The sequence below is a fragment of the Alcaligenes sp. SJTW-7 genome (assembly GCF_047716895.1).
Lineage (GTDB): Bacteria > Pseudomonadota > Gammaproteobacteria > Burkholderiales > Burkholderiaceae_B > Alcaligenes > Alcaligenes ammonioxydans.
This window is the reverse complement of the sequence record NZ_CP136682.1, coordinates 3,664,395-3,686,479: the sequence shown is the minus strand read 5'-3', so window position 1 is coordinate 3,686,479 and position 22,085 is coordinate 3,664,395. Positions and strand designations below refer to the sequence as shown.

General features: G+C 55.6%; 20 protein-coding genes. All 20 read left to right on the top strand.

The genetic code is table 11. From position 1 onward, the window contains the following. The first annotated feature begins 170 nt into the window (after window positions 1-170). Window positions 171-10,202 carry a retention module-containing protein gene (locus tag RSQ48_RS16695; protein WP_415301998.1) on the top strand — a complete coding sequence of 3,344 codons (10,032 nt, stop codon included), beginning with the start codon at window positions 171-173 and terminating at the stop codon, window positions 10,200-10,202. Window positions 10,203-10,657: 455 nt separating this feature from the next. Continuing rightward, entirely contained in the window at window positions 10,658-11,290 is a 633-nt protein-coding gene (locus tag RSQ48_RS16690) for a transglutaminase-like cysteine peptidase (RefSeq protein ID WP_219235345.1), read from the top strand. A 105-nt stretch (window positions 11,291-11,395) separates the two neighbouring features. Beyond that, on the top strand, window positions 11,396-13,336 hold the full coding sequence (locus tag RSQ48_RS16685; RefSeq protein ID WP_131071089.1) for a LapD/MoxY N-terminal periplasmic domain-containing protein: 1,941 nt from the start codon (window positions 11,396-11,398) through the stop codon (window positions 13,334-13,336). Window positions 13,337-13,615: 279 nt separating this feature from the next. Continuing rightward, the gene (gene rplN, locus RSQ48_RS16680) at window positions 13,616-13,984 is read left to right on the top strand and encodes a 50S ribosomal protein L14 (RefSeq protein ID WP_003805375.1); all 369 of its coding nucleotides are present in this window, start codon (window positions 13,616-13,618) and stop codon (window positions 13,982-13,984) included. A 13-nt stretch (window positions 13,985-13,997) separates the two neighbouring features. Next, window positions 13,998-14,318, top strand: a complete 321-nt coding sequence (gene rplX / locus RSQ48_RS16675; RefSeq protein WP_003805373.1) for a 50S ribosomal protein L24 — start codon at window positions 13,998-14,000, stop codon at window positions 14,316-14,318. A gap of 12 nt (window positions 14,319-14,330) precedes the next feature. Further along, window positions 14,331-14,870, top strand: a complete 540-nt coding sequence (gene rplE, locus RSQ48_RS16670) for a 50S ribosomal protein L5 (RefSeq protein ID WP_003805372.1) — start codon at window positions 14,331-14,333, stop codon at window positions 14,868-14,870. 10 nt (window positions 14,871-14,880) lie between these two features. After that, the gene (rpsN, locus tag RSQ48_RS16665; protein ID WP_003805371.1) at window positions 14,881-15,186 is read left to right on the top strand and encodes a 30S ribosomal protein S14; all 306 of its coding nucleotides are present in this window, start codon (window positions 14,881-14,883) and stop codon (window positions 15,184-15,186) included. An 11-nt stretch (window positions 15,187-15,197) separates the two neighbouring features. Next, window positions 15,198-15,593, top strand: a complete 396-nt coding sequence (gene rpsH / locus RSQ48_RS16660; protein WP_003805370.1) for a 30S ribosomal protein S8 — start codon at window positions 15,198-15,200, stop codon at window positions 15,591-15,593. 12 nt (window positions 15,594-15,605) lie between these two features. After that, window positions 15,606-16,139, top strand: a complete 534-nt coding sequence (gene rplF, locus RSQ48_RS16655; RefSeq protein ID WP_003805369.1) for a 50S ribosomal protein L6 — start codon at window positions 15,606-15,608, stop codon at window positions 16,137-16,139. 21 nt (window positions 16,140-16,160) lie between these two features. Further along, the gene (gene rplR / locus RSQ48_RS16650) at window positions 16,161-16,514 is read left to right on the top strand and encodes a 50S ribosomal protein L18 (protein WP_003805368.1); all 354 of its coding nucleotides are present in this window, start codon (window positions 16,161-16,163) and stop codon (window positions 16,512-16,514) included. A gap of 12 nt (window positions 16,515-16,526) precedes the next feature. Further along, window positions 16,527-17,048, top strand: a complete 522-nt coding sequence (rpsE, locus tag RSQ48_RS16645; protein WP_003805367.1) for a 30S ribosomal protein S5 — start codon at window positions 16,527-16,529, stop codon at window positions 17,046-17,048. A 3-nt stretch (window positions 17,049-17,051) separates the two neighbouring features. Then, window positions 17,052-17,237: a 50S ribosomal protein L30 gene (rpmD, locus tag RSQ48_RS16640; RefSeq protein ID WP_003805366.1), complete on the top strand. Its 186-nt coding sequence runs from the start codon at window positions 17,052-17,054 to the stop codon at window positions 17,235-17,237. 11 nt (window positions 17,238-17,248) lie between these two features. Then, window positions 17,249-17,689: a 50S ribosomal protein L15 gene (gene rplO / locus RSQ48_RS16635; protein WP_022983333.1), complete on the top strand. Its 441-nt coding sequence runs from the start codon at window positions 17,249-17,251 to the stop codon at window positions 17,687-17,689. A 12-nt stretch (window positions 17,690-17,701) separates the two neighbouring features. Beyond that, window positions 17,702-19,027 carry a preprotein translocase subunit SecY gene (gene secY, locus RSQ48_RS16630; RefSeq protein ID WP_003805363.1) on the top strand — a complete coding sequence of 442 codons (1,326 nt, stop codon included), beginning with the start codon at window positions 17,702-17,704 and terminating at the stop codon, window positions 19,025-19,027. Window positions 19,028-19,036: 9 nt separating this feature from the next. Then, on the top strand, window positions 19,037-19,255 hold the full coding sequence (gene infA, locus RSQ48_RS16625; protein WP_003805361.1) for a translation initiation factor IF-1: 219 nt from the start codon (window positions 19,037-19,039) through the stop codon (window positions 19,253-19,255). 32 nt (window positions 19,256-19,287) lie between these two features. Then, window positions 19,288-19,401, top strand: a complete 114-nt coding sequence (rpmJ, locus tag RSQ48_RS16620; protein WP_003805360.1) for a 50S ribosomal protein L36 — start codon at window positions 19,288-19,290, stop codon at window positions 19,399-19,401. A gap of 36 nt (window positions 19,402-19,437) precedes the next feature. Beyond that, window positions 19,438-19,803: a 30S ribosomal protein S13 gene (rpsM, locus tag RSQ48_RS16615; RefSeq protein WP_003805346.1), complete on the top strand. Its 366-nt coding sequence runs from the start codon at window positions 19,438-19,440 to the stop codon at window positions 19,801-19,803. Between the two features lie 14 nt (window positions 19,804-19,817). Then, complete coding sequence (gene rpsK, locus RSQ48_RS16610; protein WP_003805343.1) at window positions 19,818-20,216, top strand: 30S ribosomal protein S11; 399 nt, start codon at window positions 19,818-19,820, stop codon at window positions 20,214-20,216. 11 nt (window positions 20,217-20,227) lie between these two features. After that, window positions 20,228-20,851 carry a 30S ribosomal protein S4 gene (rpsD, locus tag RSQ48_RS16605; protein ID WP_003805341.1) on the top strand — a complete coding sequence of 208 codons (624 nt, stop codon included), beginning with the start codon at window positions 20,228-20,230 and terminating at the stop codon, window positions 20,849-20,851. Between the two features lie 152 nt (window positions 20,852-21,003). Beyond that, entirely contained in the window at window positions 21,004-21,987 is a 984-nt protein-coding gene (locus RSQ48_RS16600) for a DNA-directed RNA polymerase subunit alpha (protein WP_003805337.1), read from the top strand. The last annotated feature ends 98 nt before the right edge of the window (window positions 21,988-22,085 follow it).

Sequence of the window (22,085 nt, the reverse complement as noted above, 5' to 3'; positions counted from 1 at the left end):
TGCTTGCCGTCTTGTTCGCATTGTTAAGTTCAGTCAATAACTATAAATAAAACAGCGAACTGGCGGCGACGCCAATACCGAGTAGCGACCCAACTCGCTATTCTCTAAACAAAGAAAGTCCATTTCTGACTGCTGCGTTGCGGCAGTCTTTTTTTAGGAATCAGACAGTCATGGCACTGGATACAGTTTTAGTGACACGAGTTGAAGGTACGGCATGGATTCGTACCAGCGATGGCTCCAAAGTAGCTGTTAAAGAAGGGATGCGCGTCCCTGTGAATGCCGAGATCATCACCGAGACCGGTGCGACCGTTGAACTAGAAATTCCGGGCAGCCCGCCCATGACTATTTCTGACAACCGCTCCTTCCTGGTGAGCGGCGATATTGCAGAAACGGATGTAGACCCTGTTGCAGCCGCCTTGGCCAATCCCGACGATCCAGCCATTACGGCTGTGTTGGCCGCTTTGGAAGCCGGCGATGACCCATTTTCCCAACTTGATCCTACCGCTGCGGTCTTGACCGGTGGTGGCGAAGGCGGTGGCAGCAGCTTTACCCGTCTGGTCAGCATTGTGGAAACTACCCGTCCCTTGGCGTTGGAATATCCACGTCCTGGCGTGCCCACTGTTGAAAACGTGCGCTTGGGCGGTTACAGCGGTACAGGCGAAGAGGAAGCCGGCCCCCTGGTTCCTCCCTCTGTTACGGTCAAGATCAATGATGACGGCACGGTTACCTTCACCTTCACTGAAGTGCCATTTGGCTTCGATGTTGGAGACATTGTGGTCACTGGCGGCGGTCGCATTGAAGGCCTGACGCCCGATAACAATGATCCAAAAAACTGGACGGGTACGCTGGTTCCTCCACCGAACTACGAAGGCGACATTACCATCACAGTGCCTGATGGCAGCTACACCAACGAAGCTGGGACCCCTGGTAACGGCGGTCAGGACACGACGACGGTTGACACTCTGCCTCCCGAGGCTGAAATCACGCTCGACCCCATCACGGGCGACGGCGTGGTTAATAAAGAGGAGTCTGACGGCGACGTAACCATCACTGGCACCGTTGGTAAAGACGTTAAACCGGGTGACAAAGTCACCGTTACGGTTGGCGGCAAAGAATACGAAACCACGGTTAATCCGGACGGTAAGACCTGGAGCGTGGACGTTCCTGGCTCCGAGCTGGTCAACAACGACAAGGTTGAGGCCAAGGTCACCACCACGGACGACGCAGGGAACACGACAACTGCGACTGACGAGAAGCCTTACGGCGTAGACGTCACATCTCCTGAAGCCGAGATCACGATTGATCCGATTACGGATGACGATGTGATCAACAAGGATGAATCGGGCGGTGACGTCACGATCACCGGTACGGTTGGTAAAGACGTTAAACCCGGTGACAAAGTCACCGTTACGGTTGGCGGCAAAGAATACGAAACCACGGTTAATCCGGACGGTAAGACCTGGAACGTGGACGTTCCAGGCTCCGAGCTGGTCAACAACGACAAGGTTGAGGCCAAGGTCACCACCACGGACGACGCAGGGAACACTGTTACCGTGGGTACTGAGCGTGACTATGATGTTCAGACCGAGACGCCCGTGGCCACGATCGAGATTGATCAGCCGTTTGTTGACGGTGTTCTGAATCAGGACGAGTCCAAGGTTGAGCAGACGATCACCGGTAGCGTGGGCGGTGCCGCGAAAGCAGGCGATGCTGTTGTCGTGACGATTGGCGGTAAAGAGTACCCCGCGACCGTGCAGCCAGGTAACACCTGGAGTGTGACGGTGCCTGCCGATGCGGTGAAAGATCTGCAGCCGGGCGATATCACGGCCGAGGTGACGGGTAAGGATCAGTACGGTAATGCGTATGACGCCGATACGAGCCGTGACTATGATGTTCAGACCGAGACGCCAGTGGCCACGATCGAGATTGATCAGCCGTTTGTTGACGGTGTTCTGAATCAGGACGAGTCCAAGGTTGAGCAGACGATCACCGGTAGCGTGGGCGGTGCCGCGAAAGCAGGCGATGCTGTTGTCGTGACGATTGGCGGTAAAGAATACCCCGCGACCGTGCAGCCAGGTAACACCTGGAGTGTGACGGTGCCTGCCGATGCGGTGAAAGATCTGCAGCCGGGCGATATCACGGCCGAGGTGACGGGTAAGGATCAGTACGGTAATGCGTATGACGCCGATACGAGCCGTGACTATGATGTTCAGACCGAGACGCCCGTGGCCACGATCGAGATTGATCAGCCGTTTGTTGACGGTGTTCTGAATCAGGACGAGTCCAAGGTTGAGCAGACGATCACCGGTAGCGTGGGCGGTGCCGCGAAAGCAGGCGATGCTGTTGTCGTGACGATTGGCGGTAAAGAGTACCCCGCGACCGTGCAGCCAGGTAACACCTGGAGTGTGACGGTGCCTGCCGATGCGGTGAAAGATCTGCAGCCGGGCGATATCACGGCCGAGGTGACGGGTAAGGATCAGTACGGTAATGCGTACGACGCCGATACGAGCCGTGACTATGATGTTCAGACCGAGACGCCCGTGGCCACGATCGAGATTGATCAGCCGTTTGTTGACGGTGTTCTGAATCAGGACGAGTCCAAGGTTGAGCAGACGATCACCGGTAGCGTGGGCGGTGCCGCGAAAGCAGGCGATGCTGTTGTCGTGACGATTGGCGGTAAAGAGTACCCCGCGACCGTGCAGCCAGGTAACACCTGGAGTGTGACGGTGCCTGCCGATGCGGTGAAAGATCTGCAGCCGGGCGATATCACGGCCGAGGTGACGGGTAAGGATCAGTACGGTAATGCGTACGACGCCGATACGAGCCGTGACTATGATGTTCAGACCGAGACGCCAGTGGCCACGATCGAGATTGATCAGCCGTTTGTTGACGGTGTTCTGAATCAGGACGAGTCCAAGGTTGAGCAGACGATCACCGGTAGCGTGGGCGGTGCCGCGAAAGCAGGCGATGCGGTTGTCGTGACGATTGGCGGTAAAGAGTACCCCGCGACCGTGCAGCCAGGTAACACCTGGAGTGTGACGGTGCCTGCCGATGCGGTGAAAGATCTGCAGCCGGGCGATATCACGGCCGAGGTGACGGGTAAGGATCAGTACGGTAATGCGTACGACGCCGATACGAGCCGTGACTATGATGTTCAGACCGAGACGCCCGTGGCCACGATCGAGATTGATCAGCCGTTTGTTGACGGTGTTCTGAATCAGGACGAGTCCAAGGTTGAGCAGACGATCACCGGTAGCGTGGGCGGTGCCGCACAAGTAGGCGATGCTGTTGTCGTGACGATTGGCGGTAAAGAGTACCCCGCGACCGTGCAGCCAGGTAACACCTGGAGTGTGACGGTGCCTGCCGATGCGGTGAAAGATCTGCAGCCGGGCGATATCACGGCCGAGGTGACGGGTAAGGATCAGTACGGTAATGCGTACGACGCCGATACGAGCCGTGACTATGATGTTCAGACCGAGACGCCCGTGGCCACGATCGAGATTGATCAGCCGTTTGTTGACGGTGTTCTGAATCAGGACGAGTCCAAGGTTGAGCAGACGATCACCGGTAGCGTGGGCGGTGCCGCACAAGTAGGCGATGCTGTTGTCGTGACGATTGGCGGTAAAGAGTACCCCGCGACCGTGCAGCCAGGTAACACCTGGAGTGTGACGGTGCCTGCCGATGCGGTGAAAGATCTGCAGCCGGGCGATATCACGGCCGAGGTGACGGGTAAGGATCAGTACGGTAATGCGTACGACGCCGATACGAGCCGTGACTATGATGTTCAGACCGAGACGCCCGTGGCCACGATCGAGATTGATCAGCCGTTTGTTGACGGTGTTCTGAATCAGGACGAGTCCAAGGTTGAGCAGACGATCACCGGTAGCGTGGGCGGTGCCGCGAAAGCAGGCGATGCTGTTGTCGTGACGATTGGCGGTAAAGAGTACCCCGCGACCGTGCAGCCAGGTAACACCTGGAGTGTGACGGTGCCTGCCGATGCGGTGAAAGATCTGCAGCCGGGCGATATCACGGCCGAGGTGACGGGTAAGGATCAGTACGGTAATGCGTACGACGCCGATACGAGCCGTGACTATGATGTTCAGACCGAGACGCCCGTGGCCACGATCGAGATTGATCAGCCGTTTGTTGACGGTGTTCTGAATCAGGACGAGTCCAAGGTTGAGCAGACGATCACCGGTAGCGTGGGCGGTGCCGCGAAAGCAGGCGATGCGGTTGTCGTGACGATTGGCGGTAAAGAGTACCCCGCGACCGTGCAGCCAGGTAACACCTGGAGTGTGACGGTGCCTGCCGATGCGGTGAAAGATCTGCAGCCGGGCGATATCACGGCCGAGGTGACGGGTAAGGATCAGTACGGTAATGCGTATGACGCCGATACGAGCCGTGACTATGATGTTCAGACCGAGACGCCCGTGGCCACGATCGAGATTGATCAGCCGTTTGTTGACGGTGTTCTGAATCAGGACGAGTCCAAGGTTGAGCAGACGATCACCGGTAGCGTGGGCGGTGCCGCGAAAGCAGGCGATGCTGTTGTCGTGACGATTGGCGGTAAAGAGTACCCCGCGACCGTGCAGCCAGGTAACACCTGGAGTGTGACGGTGCCTGCCGATGCGGTGAAAGATCTGCAGCCGGGCGATATCACGGCCGAGGTGACGGGTAAGGATCAGTACGGTAATGCGTACGACGCCGATACGAGCCGTGACTATGATGTTCAGACCGAGACGCCCGTGGCCACGATCGAGATTGATCAGCCGTTTGTTGACGGTGTTCTGAATCAGGACGAGTCCAAGGTTGAGCAGACGATCACCGGTAGCGTGGGCGGTGCCGCGAAAGCAGGCGATGCGGTTGTCGTGACGATTGGCGGTAAAGAGTACCCCGCGACCGTGCAGCCAGGTAACACCTGGAGTGTGACGGTGCCTGCCGATGCGGTGAAAGATCTGCAGCCGGGCGATATCACGGCCGAGGTGACGGGTAAGGATCAGTACGGTAATGCGTACGACGCCGATACGAGCCGTGACTATGATGTTCAGACCGAGACGCCCGTGGCCACGATCGAGATTGATCAGCCGTTTGTTGACGGTGTTCTGAATCAGGACGAGTCCAAGGTTGAGCAGACGATCACCGGTAGCGTGGGCGGTGCCGCGAAAGCAGGCGATGCGGTTGTCGTGACGATTGGCGGTAAAGAATACCCCGCGACCGTGCAGCCAGGTAACACCTGGAGTGTGACGGTGCCTGCCGATGCGGTGAAAGATCTGCAGCCGGGCGATATCACGGCCGAGGTGACGGGTAAGGATCAGTACGGTAATGCGTACGACGCCGATACGAGCCGTGACTATGATGTTCAGACCGAGACGCCAGTGGCCACGATCGAGATTGATCAGCCGTTTGTTGACGGTGTTCTGAATCAGGACGAGTCCAAGGTTGAGCAGACGATCACCGGTAGCGTGGGCGGTGCCGCGAAAGCAGGCGATGCGGTTGTCGTGACGATTGGCGGTAAAGAGTACCCCGCGACCGTGCAGCCAGGTAACACCTGGAGTGTGACGGTGCCTGCCGATGCGGTGAAAGATCTGCAGCCGGGCGATATCACGGCCGAGGTGACGGGTAAGGATCAGTACGGTAATGCGTACGACGCCGATACGAGCCGTGACTATGATGTTCAGACCGAGACGCCCGTGGCCACGATCGAGATTGATCAGCCGTTTGTTGACGGTGTTCTGAATCAGGACGAGTCCAAGGTTGAGCAGACGATCACCGGTAGCGTGGGCGGTGCCGCACAAGTAGGCGATGCTGTTGTCGTGACGATTGGCGGTAAAGAGTACCCCGCGACCGTGCAGCCAGGTAACACCTGGAGTGTGACGGTGCCTGCCGATGCGGTGAAAGATCTGCAGCCGGGCGATATCACGGCCGAGGTGACGGGTAAGGATCAGTACGGTAATGCGTACGACGCCGATACGAGCCGTGACTATGATGTTCAGACCGAGACGCCCGTGGCCACGATCGAGATTGATCAGCCGTTTGTTGACGGTGTTCTGAATCAGGACGAGTCCAAGGTTGAGCAGACGATCACCGGTAGCGTGGGCGGTGCCGCGAAAGCAGGCGATGCGGTTGTCGTGACGATTGGCGGTAAAGAGTACCCCGCGACCGTGCAGCCAGGTAACACCTGGAGTGTGACGGTGCCTGCCGATGCGGTGAAAGATCTGCAGCCGGGCGATATCACGGCCGAGGTGACGGGTAAGGATCAGTACGGTAATGCGTACGACGCCGATACGAGCCGTGACTATGATGTTCAGACCGAGACGCCCGTGGCCACGATCGAGATTGATCAGCCGTTTGTTGACGGTGTTCTGAATCAGGACGAGTCCAAGGTTGAGCAGACGATCACCGGTAGCGTGGGCGGTGCCGCACAAGTAGGCGATGCTGTTGTCGTGACGATTGGCGGTAAAGAGTACCCCGCGACCGTGCAGCCAGGTAACACCTGGAGTGTGACGGTGCCTGCCGATGCGGTGAAAGATCTGCAGCCGGGCGATATCACGGCCGAGGTGACGGGTAAGGATCAGTACGGTAATGCGTACGACGCCGATACGAGCCGTGACTATGATGTTCAGACCGAGACGCCCGTGGCCACGATCGAGATTGATCAGCCGTTTGTTGACGGTGTTCTGAATCAGGACGAGTCCAAGGTTGAGCAGACGATCACCGGTAGCGTGGGCGGTGCCGCACAAGTAGGCGATGCTGTTGTCGTGACGATTGGCGGTAAAGAGTACCCCGCGACCGTGCAGCCAGGTAACACCTGGAGTGTGACGGTGCCTGCCGATGCGGTGAAAGATCTGCAGCCGGGCGATATCACGGCCGAGGTGACGGGTAAGGATCAGTACGGTAATGCGTATGACGCCGATACGAGCCGTGACTATGATGTTCAGACCGAGACGCCCGTGGCCACGATCGAGATTGATCAGCCGTTTGTTGACGGTGTTCTGAATCAGGACGAGTCCAAGGTTGAGCAGACGATCACCGGTAGCGTGGGCGGTGCCGCGAAAGCAGGCGATGCTGTTGTCGTGACGATTGGCGGTAAAGAGTACCCCGCGACCGTGCAGCCAGGTAACACCTGGAGTGTGACGGTGCCTGCCGATGCGGTGAAAGATCTGCAGCCGGGCGATATCACGGCCGAGGTGACGGGTAAGGATCAGTACGGTAATGCGTACGACGCCGATACGAGCCGTGACTATGATGTTCAGACCGAGACGCCCGTGGCCACGATCGAGATTGATCAGCCGTTTGTTGACGGTGTTCTGAATCAGGACGAGTCCAAGGTTGAGCAGACGATCACCGGTAGCGTGGGCGGTGCCGCGAAAGCAGGCGATGCTGTTGTCGTGACGATTGGCGGTAAAGAATACCCCGCGACCGTGCAGCCAGGTAACACCTGGAGTGTGACGGTGCCTGCCGATGCGGTGAAAGATCTGCAGCCGGGCGATATCACGGCCGAGGTGACGGGTAAGGATCAGTACGGTAATGCGTACGACGCCGATACGAGCCGTGACTATGATGTTCAGACCGAGACGCCAGTGGCCACGATCGAGATTGATCAGCCGTTTGTTGACGGTGTTCTGAATCAGGACGAGTCCAAGGTTGAGCAGACGATCACCGGTAGCGTGGGCGGTGCCGCGAAAGCAGGCGATGCTGTTGTCGTGACGATTGGCGGTAAAGAGTACCCCGCGACCGTGCAGCCAGGTAACACCTGGAGTGTGACGGTGCCTGCCGATGCGGTGAAAGATCTGCAGCCGGGCGATATCACGGCCGAGGTGACGGGTAAGGATCAGTACGGTAATGCGTACGAAGCGGATGATGTCGTAGAGTTTGATGTCCAGACCACGCCGCCCGAGGCTGAGATCACTTTGGACCCGATCGCAGGCAACAATGTGATTGATCACGATGAGGCAGGTGATGGTACAGGTACGATCAATATGACCGGTACGGTTGGCAAGGATGTTCAACCTGGCGACACCGTTATTCTGACGATTGGCGGTAAGGAGTACCCCGGCACCGTTGGTAGCGACTTGACCTTCAAGATTCCTGTGCCTGTGAAGGATCTGCTGAATAACGATAAGGTTGATGCCAAAGTAACGATCACAGACTCCGCTGGCAACAGCGCGTCCGCAGAAGATTCAGGTGCTTACACCCTGGATTTGGATCAACTGATTGTTGACGGTAACGGCGGTGGCAACCCGAACGGTGGCGTGGGTGATGATGTCATTATTGGTGACCGCGGCGGTGTCCAGGAAAATATCGTTCATGGGCAGAGCTACAACATTGCCATTCTGGTTGACCGTTCCAACAGCATGAAGGAAGCCTCTGGTACGGATGGTCTGAACCGTATGCAGTTGCTCAAGGCTGCGCTGACGACGTTGGCTACCAGCCTGGCCAACCACGAAGGTGGTACGGTGAACCTGAGCATCATCGGCTTTGGTACCTACGCGGATCAGCCTATGATATTTAAGGATCTGACTCATGCTGATTTGTTGAGCCTGATCAATTCGATCGACACCTTGAACGGTTACAACGCGGACTGGAGTGCGAAGCAGGGTGGTACCAACTATGAAGCCGCCTTTAAAGCGGCCGAAGCATGGTTCAAGACGAGCGATGCGCCTGCTGTGGACAAGAACGGCAACGCGTATGAAAACGTCACCTACTTCCTGACTGACGGGAATCCTACTCAGTATGGTAATGCACAGGGTGCTGGCAATAGTTACGACGCCACTGCTGATGCGCGTGGTAAGAGTGCGTATGACAGCCTGGTGAGTTCTTCAGGCAGCAAGGTTTACGCTGTCGGTATTGGTAATGATGTCAGCGTGGATATTCTGCGTAAGTATGACAATACCGGTACCGAGGTCATTGATGTGTTAGGTGGTACCCGGGCCGTTACTGACTTTGAGAATGGCCGTCACGACGGTTGGGCTAAGGTTAATGGTCAAGGCACAGTCCAAGTCAAAGATTTGGGTAAATATGTAGGCTGGCCATGGAATCAGCGCTGGGAAGCCGACAAGCGTCTGGAAATTACCGATACTTACAGCAAGGGGAACGATACCTCTACGACGATTCGTGGCCCAGGCATGACTGTGGCTGCTGGACACTACGGCAAACTGAGCTTTTATTACTCGGAAGACGGTCGTAACAGCCAAGATGTGTTTAAGTGGCAGTTGCAGAAGTACAACGAGAAGACAGGTAACTGGGAAGTTGTGCAGGAAGGCGGTCGTCCAGGTAGCTCCGGCACCATCACGACCAAGCCCGTGGGCGAAGGCCAATACCGCTTCGAGTTCCTGGTGGACGATCGTTCCAGCAGCAGTAACTACAAGGTCTACATTGATGACGTAACGCTGTTGTCCTCCGGCAATCCTCAGGATTGGACAGAGGTTAACAAGGTCGACATCGTCAATACCAAGGAAGACCTGGATGCTGCCCTGAAGGGTGGTTCGGTAACGAACGATCCAGCACCAGTAGGTAATGACACCATTCTGGGCGGTGATGGTAATGACATCATCTTCGGTGACACGATTAACACCGATGGTTCCGTCTTGCCATGGGATGAAGTGGGTGGTCGTCCGGATAATCTGCCAGAAGGTTCCGGCCTGAAGGCACTGGAAGTGTTCCTGCAGATGAAAAACGGCGGTACACCCGCAACCGGCGTTGAGTTGTACGAGTACATCAAGCAGAATCACACCGCCTTTAATGTGGCAGGTGACCAGCGTGGCGGCGACGATACGCTGGATGGCGGTAAAGGCAATGACATCCTGTACGGCCAAGGTGGCACCGACACCCTGATCGGCGGTGCGGGTGACGACATCCTGTTCGGCGGCGAGGGCAATGACACCTTCGTGTGGAACAAGGGGGATGAAGGCACTGTCAGCAAGCCGGCTGTGGATTACGTGATGGACTTCGGTGACTCCGGCACCGATACGCTGGATATCACCGATCTGTTGTCGGGCCATAACCTCAATAATGGTGATTTGAGCCAGTACTTGACGGTAGGCCGTTCGGATAGCGGCAAGATGGAGATCGGTATCAGCTCTCAAGGCAACGGTCAGATTGATCAGAAGATCATTCTGGACAATATCGCCTTTGACGCAGAGAAGGCAGCCCAAATTGCCAACTCGCTGAAAGACGGTACTTTGAAGTCATCCGATTTCTAAATCGTTAGCTGACACGGCGCTATCTCATCGATAGCGCTACGCCCCACAAATCCGCATGGGTTTGTGGGGTTTTTTGTCTGTGGCTTGTCGTCAGCGCCAATAGCAGATGTCTGACTTTTCTGCCTATGATCCTGGAGTATCGAGCGAATCAGCCAGTGAAATCAGACGGGATGAAGCCCCTGGTCGCTTCAGATCCTTTTGTATGCCTGTCTGTGCGTGGTCGTCCGACCGGTTTGCCGACTTGCTTCCTGATTCGATAGTATGACGGGGCAGGTAGACTGATTTTGCGTCCGAAATACGCTGCCGATGCGGTATTCAGGTGTTATGGCAATTGCCAGGCTCTCGCTAAATAGGCAAGCTGTAAGGCCGTTATAAGGGTTTGCTTATTTGGGACTGACGTGTTCTTGTCTTTTGCCTGGCTACGCCTTTTTCTTCGATCTAGGGTTGCGCTGCTTGTGCTGGTCACACTGCTGGTTGGAGTGTGGCTGCCTTTGTCAGTGCCAGCCTTGCAGTTCGAGGCCAGCAAGATTCGACAGACGGCGGTCGCCCGCTTTGGTGCCCGGGCCGGAACAGCGATTGACCGGTGGATGGCTAATCTGGAGTCTGCGCGGGGCTTAAGCGAGCGCCGCCAGCTCGATGCCGTCAATGATTTCTGGAACATGACGGCAATGGCAGGTGAGGACATCCATATTTGGGGACAACTCGATTATTGGGCAACCCCCGTCGAGACTCTGGGAAAAGGGGCCGCTGATTGTGAAGACTTTGTGATTGGCAAATATTTTTCCTTGTTGCATCTGGGTGTGCCCAATGAAAAACTCCGATTGATTTATGTCAGGGCGCAAGTGGGTGGCCAAAGCATTGCCCATATGGTGTTGGGCTATTACCCTACGCCGCAGTCCGAGCCTTTGCTGCTGGACAACTTAAGCGGCTCGATCCGTCCCGCCAGCCAGCGTCCCGATTTAACGCCTGTGTTCAGTTTTAACTCGCAAGGCGTGTATGTCGGTAATGCCCAAAAGGGCTCGGTAGACAGCATCAGTCGTTGGCGTGGCTTGCTGGACAAAATGCGTAAGGAAGGCTTTGTGCCATGATGATGAGCCCCAGGCTGTGCGGGTCGGGGCGCCGATCAGAAACAACGACCAGGGTGGCCTTTCAAGGCGGACTAGACAAGAATTTATGGAATATACGGAAGCGCTATGTCTTTACTTAAACAGCTACTGCTAAGTGTCTCGTGCGCGATTCTTGCTATTTTGGTGGGCACGCTGTGGTTTAGCGTCGATTCGGCACGTCAATACCTGAGCAGCCAGTTGCAGGCCCAGGCAGAGTCGGCGGCGACTTCGCTGGCCTTGACCTTGTCGCAGCCCAGCAACCAGGACCCGGTCACCCAAGAGCTGTTGATTGCTGCTTTGTACGACACCGGGCAGTTTGAGCGTATCCGCTTCTCTGATACCGCCAACGCCGTATTGGTTGAGCGCAGCACGCAGCAGGAAACGCAGGTCAGCACGTCCTCACCGGCATGGTTTGCCAACTCCTTGCCCATTGAGGTGCCTGTGGCGCTAGCGCATGTCAGTAATGGCTGGAACCAGATTGGTACGGTTGAGGTCAAGCCTGCCGATGAGTATGCCCGCGCCAGTTTATGGAAAAGCTTTGTGCGCGTGACCTTGCTGGTGCTGGGCGCTGGGATTGCGTGGGGCGTGTTTGTATTGATGGTCATGGCCTGGTTGCGTCGGGCCTTGCGTGACCATGTGCAGTTCGAATTGCAGCAGATGGATCAAAGTGACTCTGCGCCCGGTCGCAAGAAAGTACGTCTCATTCCTGAGTTGGAAGAGGTCGCCCATACTTTAAGTACCGTGCAAAAGCGGATACGGGTCAGCAGTCAGGAACAAAATGCCCGGATCGAACAGTTGCAGCTGGAGCTCAATTGCGACCCCGTCACTGGTCTGGCTAACCGTAAGTACTTTGTCAATCTGTTCCGGCAAGTGCTGCAGCAAGAGCAGGGTGGTCATGTCTTGCTGTTTCGACAGCGAGATTTGTTGCCATTGAATACCTCCTTGTCGCGCGATGCAGTGGATGCCTGGTTGAAATTGGTGACCCAGCGTTGCGCTGAGCTGTTGCGGGAAAATGGTATGGACGTGGGTGATCTGGCGCGCTTGAATGGCTCTGACTTTATTGTGCTGCTCAAGGGGCAGACGGGCCCTCAGGTGATGGGTTTTGCCCAGGAGCTACGCACGGCCTTGCAGGAATTGCGCCAACCCTTGCCGGACGGCAGCCTGTGTCGCTGGTCCATGGCGATGACGAACTATGAGGCTCACGATTCGCTCAGCGCTGTGATGACACGCCTGGATAATGCGCTGATGCGCGCTGAAGGGGCGGGGCACCAGGAGGTGGAGTACCGACCTTCGGAAGGGGGGCATCACGAGGCGGGTTCTTCAATCGGCGAGCAGGAGTGGCATTCACGCATTGAACGCGGCCTGGAGCAGGGGCGTATTGAGCTGAGCGTGAAACCGGGTGTCGAAGTCTGGGGTCAGGCAGGCCAGATTTACGATGCCACCCTGAACTTGCTGCCCGAGCAGCCAGGGCAGGCCAGTTTGCCCGCTTATCTCTTCATTCCCGTGGCGGTGCGCCTGGGTCTTTCGGCGCAATGTGATTTGCGTACCATGCAATTGGCCAGCGACTGGCTGGCCACGCATGAAGGCAGTCTGAGCGTGCGAGTGTCATGGGCCTCCGTGGTCAAGCCGGACTTTGCGCAGCAGGTGGCCGATGTGCTGTCCAAGACGGGTGACAAGGCCCAGCGTCTGATCATTGAACTGGATGCCTACTGTCTCAGTGAACACGATGCGGAAACGGTCGCGTTTGTGGATAAGTTGCGTCCTTTGGGCGTGCAGTTTGGCTTGCGTCGCGTTCTGGAGCAGCCCGAATCCATTTTGTGGTTGCACATGATGGCCCTCAAGTACATCGTTCTGGATGACGAACGGGCACAGACCTTGCAGGCTGAGGTGGGAGGACGTCATTTGCTGATGGCGTTTCTGCAAAGCTTGCAGGAACTGGGTATTGGCTTGCGTCGGGTTACACGTGCCAGCAATAGCGCCCAACTGGACGAGTTGTTGCGCGAAAACGCCGTGCTGCCAAGGCCTTAGCAAATAAATCCTTGTTTTTCTGGGGCTTATTTGCTAGTATATGTGGCTTACCTCTTTATTTTGACCGGAGAGGCTTTAGTCGCCTATCCGGATTGAAGTTGGTAATACAACGTTTTGTCTCTCGCAAGATTTCAACCTAGGGTTCGGCTTGCCGGACCAGATCGAGATCGGGTTTACGGTATCGAACTGGCTGGATCCGAATCTGACGGGACCAAAACTGGTTGTGTGACCCAGTCATTTTGGCTGGATCGTTGCAATTAAGTTGGAACAGGAAAAATCATGATTCAAATGCAGACCACGCTGGACGTGGCCGACAACACAGGTGCGCGTTCCGTAATGTGCATCAAGGTGCTGGGCGGCTCGAAGCGCCGTTATGCCGCAATTGGTGACATCATCAAAGTTACCGTTAAAGAAGCGGCCCCGCGCGGACGCGTCAAAAAAGGCGAAATCTACAACGCTGTAGTGGTTCGTACCGCTAAGGGCGTGCGCCGTAAAGACGGTTCGCTGATTCGTTTCGGTGGCAATGCTGCCGTATTGCTCAATGCCAAGCTGGAACCCATCGGCACCCGTATCTTCGGACCCGTTACGCGTGAACTGCGTACCGAGAAGTTCATGAAGATCGTGTCCTTGGCTCCCGAAGTGCTGTAAGGAGCGCGAAAAAATGCAAAAAATTCGTAAAGGCGACGAAGTTATTGTGCTGACCGGCCGTGATAAAAAACGCCGTGGCACAGTACTGCAACGCGTCGATGCAGACCACGTTATCGTGGAAGGCATCAACGTAGTCAAAAAACACGTTAAAGCCAATCCTATGGCTGGCACGCAGGGTGGTATCGTCGACAAGACCATGCCTATCCACATCTCGAACGTTGCACTGTTCAACCCAGAAACCGGCAAGGGCGACCGCGTTGGTATCCAGGTGATCGACGGTCAGAAAACGCGTGTTTATCGTTCCAGCGGCAAGGCCGTTGGCGCCAAGGCTTAAGGGGCGGATAACATGGCACGTTTACAAGATTTCTACCGCGAAAAAGTGGTTGCCGACCTGCAAAAGCAGTTCGAGTACAAGAGCATCATGGAAGTACCGCGCATCACCAAGATCACTCTGAACATGGGTGTCTCGGAAGCGGTTGCTGACAAGAAGATTATCGAGAACGCGGTATCGGACATGACCAAAATTGCTGGTCAAAAACCCGTTATCACGAAAACCCGCAAAGCTATTGCCGGTTTTAAGATTCGCGAAGATTACCCGATCGGTTGTATGGTGACCCTGCGCGGTCAACGCATGTACGAATTCCTGGATCGTCTGGTCGCTGTGGCTCTGCCACGCGTACGTGACTTCCGTGGTGTGTCGGGTCGTGCGTTTGACGGCCGTGGCAACTACAACATGGGGGTTAAAGAGCAAATCATTTTCCCCGAAATCGAGTACGACAAAATCGACGCAGTGCGTGGTCTGAACATCAGCATCACTACAACTGCCAAGACGGACGAAGAGGCCAAGGCGCTGCTTAGCGCGTTCAGCTTCCCGTTCCGCAACTAAGGGGCGCAACGTGGCTAAACTTTCCCTCATCAATCGCGACATCAAGCGCGCCAAGCTGGCTGAGAAATTCGCCGCCAAGCGTGCAGCACTGAAAGCGATCATTGACGACCAGTCCAAGTCTGACGAAGAGCGCTACGAGGCTCGTTTGCAGTTGCAACAATTGCCACGCAACGCGAACCCGACCCGTCAACGCAACCGTTGCGTTATCACCGGTCGCCCCCGTGGTGTTTTCAAGAAATTCGGTTTGACTCGCCATAAAGTGCGCGAAATGGCAATGCGCGGCGAGATCCCCGGTATGACCAAGGCCAGCTGGTAGGAGAAATACACATGAGCATGAGCGATCCAATCGCCGATATGTTGACCCGCGTGCGTAACGCGCAAATGGTCAACAAGACATCGGTTAGCATGCCCTCCTCGAAGCTGAAAGCAGCTATTGCTGCTGTGCTGAAAGACGAAGGCTACATCGAAGATTTCCGTATCGTTGGCGAAAAAGCCAAGCCAGAACTGGAAGTCACCCTGAAATACTATGCCGGCCAGCCAGTCATCGAGCGCATCGACCGCGTTTCGCGTCCTGGACTGCGCATCTACAAAAGCAGCACAAGCATCCCTCAAGTCATGAACGGCTTGGGTGTTGCCATCGTGTCCACGTCTCGCGGCGTGATGACCGATCGCAAAGCACGTGCAGCTGGCGTCGGTGGCGAAGTGCTGTGCTACGTGGCATAAGGAGAACATCATATGTCACGTATCGCTAAGTATCCCGTTTCCTTGCCCAAGGGCGTAGAAACGACTATTGCCGCTGATCAGATCACTGTCAAAGGCCCTCTGGGCACTTTGGTTCAATCTCTGACTGGCGACGTCACCATCGAACTTCAAGACGGTCAGCTGTCTTTTGCCGCTGCGAACGAAACTCGTCACGCAAACGCAATGTCCGGCACCGTGCGCCAACTGGTCAACAACATGGTTGTTGGCGTGAGCGCCGGTTTCGAACGCAAGCTGAGTCTGGTTGGCGTGGGTTTCCGTGCCTCCGTCCAGGGTAATGCCTTGAAGTTGCAACTGGGTTTCTCGCACGACATCGTGCACGACCTGCCTGAAGGCATCAAAGCCGAGTGTCCTACTCCGACTGAAATCGTGATCAAGGGCTCGAACAAACAGGTGGTTGGTCAGGTTGCCGCTGAAATTCGTGGCTATCGTCCACCAGAGCCTTACAAAGGCAAGGGTGTACGTTACGTCGGCGAACGCGTCATCCTCAAGGAAACCAAGAAGAAATAAGCCCGCAGGCAAGGACGAATCATGGACAAGAAACAATCCCGTATGCGTCGTGCAGTGGCTACTCGCCGCAAGATCGCCGAACTGCGCGTACACCGCCTGTCGGTGCATCGCACGAATACGCATATTTACGCGAGCATCATCTCGCCCGAAGGCGACCGCGTTCTGGTCAGTGCTTCCACTGTCGAGAGCGAAGTTCGCAAAGAATTGGCCGTTGGCAGCAACGTAGCGGCAGCCAGCCTGGTTGGCAAGCGCGTCGCCGAAAAGGCGAAGGCTGCGGGCATCGAGACGGTTGCTTTCGACCGCTCGGGCTTCCGTTACCATGGCCGCGTGAAAGCGCTGGCCGAGGCCGCGCGTGAAGCCGGCTTGAAATTCTAAAGGAATTATCAAATGGCTAAAGCACAAGGCAGACAGGCTCCAGAGCAAGAGCGCGATGATGGCCTGAAAGAAAAAATGATTGCGGTCAACCGCGTCAGCAAAGTGGTTAAGGGTGGTCGCACCATGAGCTTTGCTTCGCTGGCCGTGGTCGGTGACGGCGATGGTCGTATCGGCATGGGTAAGGGCAAAGCCCGCGAAGTACCCGTTGCTGTTCAGAAGGCAATGGAACAGGCCCGTCGCGGCCTGATCAAAGTGCCTCTGAAAAACGGCACCTTGCATCACACCGTAGTTGGTAAGCACGGTGCAGCCACCGTTCTGATCTCTCCCGCAGCTGAAGGTACTGGTGTTATCGCCGGTGGCCCAATGCGCGCTATCTTCGAAGTGATGGGCGTGCGCAACGTCGTAGCCAAGAGCCTGGGTTCCAGCAACCCATACAACATGGTTCGCGCTACATTGAACGGTTTGCGTGCTTGCTCGACACCTGCTGACATTGCTGCCAAGCGCGGCAAGACAGTTGAAGAAATTCTGGGGTAAGTCATGGCACAGAAACAAATCAAAGTTACGTTGGTGCGTTCGGTCATCGGCACAAAGCAAAGCCACCGCGACACCGTTCGCGGCCTGGGTCTGCGCCGAGTCAACACCAGCCGTGTATTGGTTGATACTCCTGAGGTTCGTGGGATGATCCGCAAGGTGGATTATCTGGTTACGGTCTCGGAAGCCTGAAAGGAATCGGGATGTCTGAATTGCAATTGAACAATCTCAAGCCCGCCGCTGGCGCCAAACACGCAGCACGCCGTGTTGGTCGCGGTGTCGGTTCCGGCTTGGGTAAAACCGGCGGACGTGGTCATAAAGGCCAGAAATCGCGCTCGGGTGGTTTTCATAAAGTCGGTTTCGAAGGCGGTCAAATGCCTTTGCAACGTCGTTTGCCCAAGCGTGGTTTCACCACCCTGGACGACCACCTGTACGCAGAAGTACGTCTGTCCGAACTGCAAAAAATGGATGCCGAAGTTATCGACGTCCAGGCACTGAAGCAGGCTGGCGTGGTTGGCCAAATGGTGCGTTACGCTAAAGTCATCAAGTCCGGTGAGCTTTCCCGTAAAGTTGCGCTGAAAGGCATTAATGCAACGGCCGGCGCTCGCGCCGCGATCGAAGCAGCCGGCGGCTCGCTGGAATAAAAAGGGGTCACGGTGGCAAAAGCTCAGGCACAGAGTAAGTCGGGTCCGCGCTACGGCGATTTAAAACGTCGTCTCGTTTTCCTGTTGCTCGCCCTGATTGTCTACCGCTTGGGTACGCACATTCCGGTACCAGGCATCAATCCTGATGCCTTGTCCGAACTGTTTACTCAAAACCAGAGTGGTATTCTGGGTTTGTTTAATATGTTCTCCGGTGGTGCTTTAGAGCGATTCTCAGTGTTCGCACTGGGAATCATGCCCTACATCTCTGCGTCCATCATCATGCAATTGATGACCGCTGTGGTGCCCACGCTGGAAGCAATCAAGAAAGAGGGTGAGTCGGGTCGTCGCAAGATCACGCAATACACCCGTTACGGAACGGTCTTTTTGGCTTTGTTCCAGGGAGTTGGGATTTCCATCGCTCTAGAATCGCAGCCCGGTCTGGTTATCGACCCAGGGATGCTGTTTCGCTTCACGACAGTGGTAACACTGGTCACTGGCACCATGTTCGTCATGTGGCTCGGTGAGCAGATTACTGAACGTGGATTGGGCAATGGTATTTCCATACTGATCTTCGCCGGTATCGTAGCGGGTCTGCCTAATGCTTTGGGCGGTATGCTTGATCTGGTGCGTACGGATTCCATGTCGATTCTATCGGCACTGTTTATCCTCGTTTTAGTAGCCGCCGTCACGTACTTCGTCGTCTTTGTCGAGCGTGGTCAGCGTCGTATCACGGTGAACTACGCCAAACGGCAAGTAGGCAACCGTATCTATGGTGGTCAAAGCTCGCATTTGCCGCTGAAACTGAACATGGCTGGCGTGATCCCTCCGATCTTCGCTTCGTCCATCATTCTGTTGCCAGCGACAATTGCTAATTGGTTCTCCAGCACGCCCGGTTTGGGTTGGTTGCGTGAAATCGAGGCTGCTTTGTCGCCGCGTCAGCCGCTTTACATTACTTTGTTCTCCGCGCTGATCATCTTGTTCTGCTTTTTCTACACGGCCCTGGTGTTTAACAGCCGCGAAACTGCAGACAACCTGAAAAAGAGTGGAGCTTTCGTACCAGGTATTCGTCCCGGTGACCAAACAGCGCGTTATATCGACAAGATCTTGATGCGTTTGACCTTGGCCGGTGCGATCTATATTACCTTGGTGTGTCTGGTACCAGAGTTCTTGCAAATGCGCTGGAATGTACCGTTCTATTTTGGCGGCACATCCTTGCTGATTATTGTTGTAGTAACCATGGACTTCATGGCGCAGGCCCAGGCCTATGTCATGTCACAACAATACGACTCGCTGCTCAAGAAGGCTAACTTCAAAGGCTCGAGCTTGCCGATGCGGTAATTCACGAAAATGGCAAAGGACGACGTCATTCAAATGCAGGGACAGGTTCTTGAGAACCTTCCCAACGCAACTTTTCGCGTCAAGCTGGAAAATGGTCACGTAGTGCTCGGATACATTTCAGGCAAAATGCGTATGCACTATATCCGGATTCTGCCGGGCGATAAGGTCACTGTGGAGCTCACGCCCTATGATCTATCCCGAGCACGAATTGTGTTCCGCTCCAAATAAGCGGCCGGTTACAGGAAACTAGGAGTCAAACCATGAAGGTAATGGCATCAGTAAAGCGGATCTGCCGCAACTGCAAAATCATTAAACGTCATGGCGTGGTGCGTGTCATCTGCACCGATCCACGCCATAAGCAGCGTCAAGGCTAAGTTGCCGAAACGCAACCGATTTAACAAGGAATAACCATGGCCCGTATTGCCGGCATTAACATCCCGCCGCATCAACACGCCGAAATCGGTCTTACCGCGATTTTCGGCATCGGTCGCACCCGCGCTCGCAAGATTTGCGAAGCATCGGGTATTGAATACTCCAAGAAGGTCAAAGATCTGACCGACGCGGAACTCGAGCGCATTCGCGAACAGATCGGCTTGTTCACCGTTGAAGGTGACCTGCGTCGTGAAGTTCAGCTCTCGATCAAGCGTTTGGCTGACTTGGGAACTTACCGTGGCATGCGTCATCGTCGCGGTCTGCCAGTGCGCGGCCAACGTACACGCACTAACGCTCGCACCCGTAAAGGTCCGCGTCGCGCCGCCGCGTCCCTGAAGAAATAATCGAGGAATAGAAGATGGCCAAAGCTTCTAGCAGCGCTTCACGCGCACGCAAGAAAGTCAAAAAAAGCGTGTCGGACGGGATTGCTCACGTCCACGCTTCTTTTAACAACACGATCATCACCATTACTGACCGTCAGGGCAACGCATTGTCCTGGGCTACGTCGGGTGGCGCTGGCTTTAAAGGCTCGCGTAAATCCACGCCGTTTGCCGCGCAGGTTGCCGCTGAAACAGCCGGCCGTACTGCCATGGAATACGGTATTAAAAATCTTGAAGTTCGCATCAAGGGCCCCGGTCCAGGCCGTGAATCGTCTGTGCGTGCTCTGAATGCTCTGGGTATCAAGATCACCAGCATTGCAGACATCACACCGGTTCCGCATAACGGCTGCCGTCCGCCCAAGCGTCGTCGCATCTAAGGGGAAGCGAAGTGGCTCGTTATATTGGACCAAAATGCAAGCTCTCGCGTCGCGAGGGTACCGATCTGTTTTTGAAGAGCGCTCGTCGTTCGCTGGATTCCAAGTGCAAACTGGAATCGCGTCCTGGTCAGCACGGCCGCACCTCGGGTGCCCGTACGTCTGACTTCGGTCTGCAGCTGCGCGAAAAGCAAAAGCTCAAGCGCATGTACGGCGTGCTGGAAAAGCAATTCCGCAAATACTACGTTGAAGCTGACCGCCGCCGTGGCAACACCGGTGAAACGCTGATTCAATTGCTGGAATCGCGTCTGGACAACGTGGTGTACCGCATGGGTTTCGGCTCCACACGTGCCGAAGCTCGCCAGCTGGTTAACCACCGTGCTATCGAAGTCAACGGTCACACCGCTGACATCGCTTCCATGCTGATCAAAGCCGGTGACGTGGTTGCCGTGCGTGAGAAAGCCAAATCCCAAAGCCGTATCAAGGAATCCTTGGAACTGGCGACCGGTATTGGCCTGCCTCAGTGGGTGGAAGTGGACGCTGCCAAGCTGTCCGGCGTGTTCAAGCAAGTTCCTGACCGCGCTGACGTCGCTCAAGACGTTAACGAATCGCTGGTTGTTGAGTTGTACTCGCGTTAATTTTTTACGCGAAGACCACTTATACAATGCAGTAAAGCAGGCCCACTTCCCGTTTTTCGGCAAGTGGGCTTTGCGATACTTTCTGCTGGCTTAGGCCAGTTTCCGTCAGCCTTATCGGTGTAACGAGCCGAGGGTATTGAAAAGGAAATCGAATGTCTCAAGGTTTTTTGAAACCCCGTTCCATCGAAGTTGAACCGATCAGCAAAAATCACGCCAAGGTGATCATGGAGCCTTTCGAGCGCGGCTACGGCCACACTCTGGGCAACGCACTGCGTCGTATCTTGCTGTCCTCCATGACCGGCTATGCACCGACTGAAGTGCAGATTACCGGTGTGGTGCACGAGTACTCCACGCTGCCAGGCGTGGGCGAGGACGTGGTTGATATCTTGATGAACCTGAAGGGCGTGGTCTTCAAGCTGCACAGCCGTGAAGAAGTTACGCTGATCCTGCGCAAAGAAGGCGCGGGTCAAGTTCTGGCCAGCGACATTGAATTGCCGCACGACGTTGAAATCATCAACCCCAATCATGTGATTGCCACCTTGACCGACGACGGCAAGCTGGAAATGCAAATCAAGGTTGAGCAAGGCCGTGGCTACGTTCCTGGTAACGTGCGCGCCCTGGCCGATGATCGCACCCACACGATCGGTCGTATCGTGCTGGACGCATCTTACAGCCCCGTGCGTCGTGTGAGCTACGCGGTCGAAAACGCCCGTGTGGAACAGCGTACTGACCTGGACAAGCTGGTTCTGGACATCGAAACCAACGGCGTGATCTCGCCCGAGGAAGCCGTGCGCCAGTCTGCTCGTATCCTGATGGATCAGATCTCTGTGTTTGCTGCTCTGGAAGGTGTGGGCGATGCCTACGAAGCTCCAGTGCGTGGCGCTCCACAGATCGATCCCGTGTTGCTGCGTCCTGTCGACGATCTGGAACTGACGGTTCGTTCCGCCAACTGCCTGAAAGCCGAAAATATTTACTACATCGGCGATCTGATCCAGCGTACCGAAAACGAACTGTTGAAGACACCAAACCTGGGCCGCAAGTCCTTGAACGAAATCAAGGAAGTGTTGGCCGCACGTGGTCTGACTTTGGGCATGAAGCTCGAAAACTGGCCGCCACTGGGTCTTGAGCGTCCATAAGTAGTAAGCAAGACAGTCATTTCTTAGACGCTGCTTACACTTTTTCTGGTGTGGTACACCTGCAAAAAGTGTAGGTGGCGGCTAAAAATGTGCTATTG

Excerpts from the sequence above, each read along its gene's own strand:
- RSQ48_RS16695 (WP_415301998.1), top strand. The coding sequence starts at position 171 with ATGGCACTGGATACAGTTTTAGTGACACGAGTTGAAGGTACGGCATGG.
- RSQ48_RS16685 (WP_131071089.1), top strand. The coding sequence starts at position 11,396 with ATGTCTTTACTTAAACAGCTACTGCTAAGTGTCTCGTGCGCGATTCTT.
- rplN (WP_003805375.1), top strand. The coding sequence starts at position 13,616 with ATGATTCAAATGCAGACCACGCTGGACGTGGCCGACAACACAGGTGCG.
- rplX (WP_003805373.1), top strand. The coding sequence starts at position 13,998 with ATGCAAAAAATTCGTAAAGGCGACGAAGTTATTGTGCTGACCGGCCGT.
- rplE (WP_003805372.1), top strand. The coding sequence starts at position 14,331 with ATGGCACGTTTACAAGATTTCTACCGCGAAAAAGTGGTTGCCGACCTG.
- rpsH (WP_003805370.1), top strand. The coding sequence starts at position 15,198 with ATGAGCATGAGCGATCCAATCGCCGATATGTTGACCCGCGTGCGTAAC.
- rplF (WP_003805369.1), top strand. The coding sequence starts at position 15,606 with ATGTCACGTATCGCTAAGTATCCCGTTTCCTTGCCCAAGGGCGTAGAA.
- rplR (WP_003805368.1), top strand. The coding sequence starts at position 16,161 with ATGGACAAGAAACAATCCCGTATGCGTCGTGCAGTGGCTACTCGCCGC.
- rpsE (WP_003805367.1), top strand. The coding sequence starts at position 16,527 with ATGGCTAAAGCACAAGGCAGACAGGCTCCAGAGCAAGAGCGCGATGAT.
- rpmD (WP_003805366.1), top strand. The coding sequence starts at position 17,052 with ATGGCACAGAAACAAATCAAAGTTACGTTGGTGCGTTCGGTCATCGGC.
- rplO (WP_022983333.1), top strand. The coding sequence starts at position 17,249 with ATGTCTGAATTGCAATTGAACAATCTCAAGCCCGCCGCTGGCGCCAAA.
- infA (WP_003805361.1), top strand. The coding sequence starts at position 19,037 with ATGGCAAAGGACGACGTCATTCAAATGCAGGGACAGGTTCTTGAGAAC.
- rpmJ (WP_003805360.1), top strand. The coding sequence starts at position 19,288 with ATGAAGGTAATGGCATCAGTAAAGCGGATCTGCCGCAACTGCAAAATC.
- rpsM (WP_003805346.1), top strand. The coding sequence starts at position 19,438 with ATGGCCCGTATTGCCGGCATTAACATCCCGCCGCATCAACACGCCGAA.
- rpsK (WP_003805343.1), top strand. The coding sequence starts at position 19,818 with ATGGCCAAAGCTTCTAGCAGCGCTTCACGCGCACGCAAGAAAGTCAAA.
- RSQ48_RS16600 (WP_003805337.1), top strand. The coding sequence starts at position 21,004 with ATGTCTCAAGGTTTTTTGAAACCCCGTTCCATCGAAGTTGAACCGATC.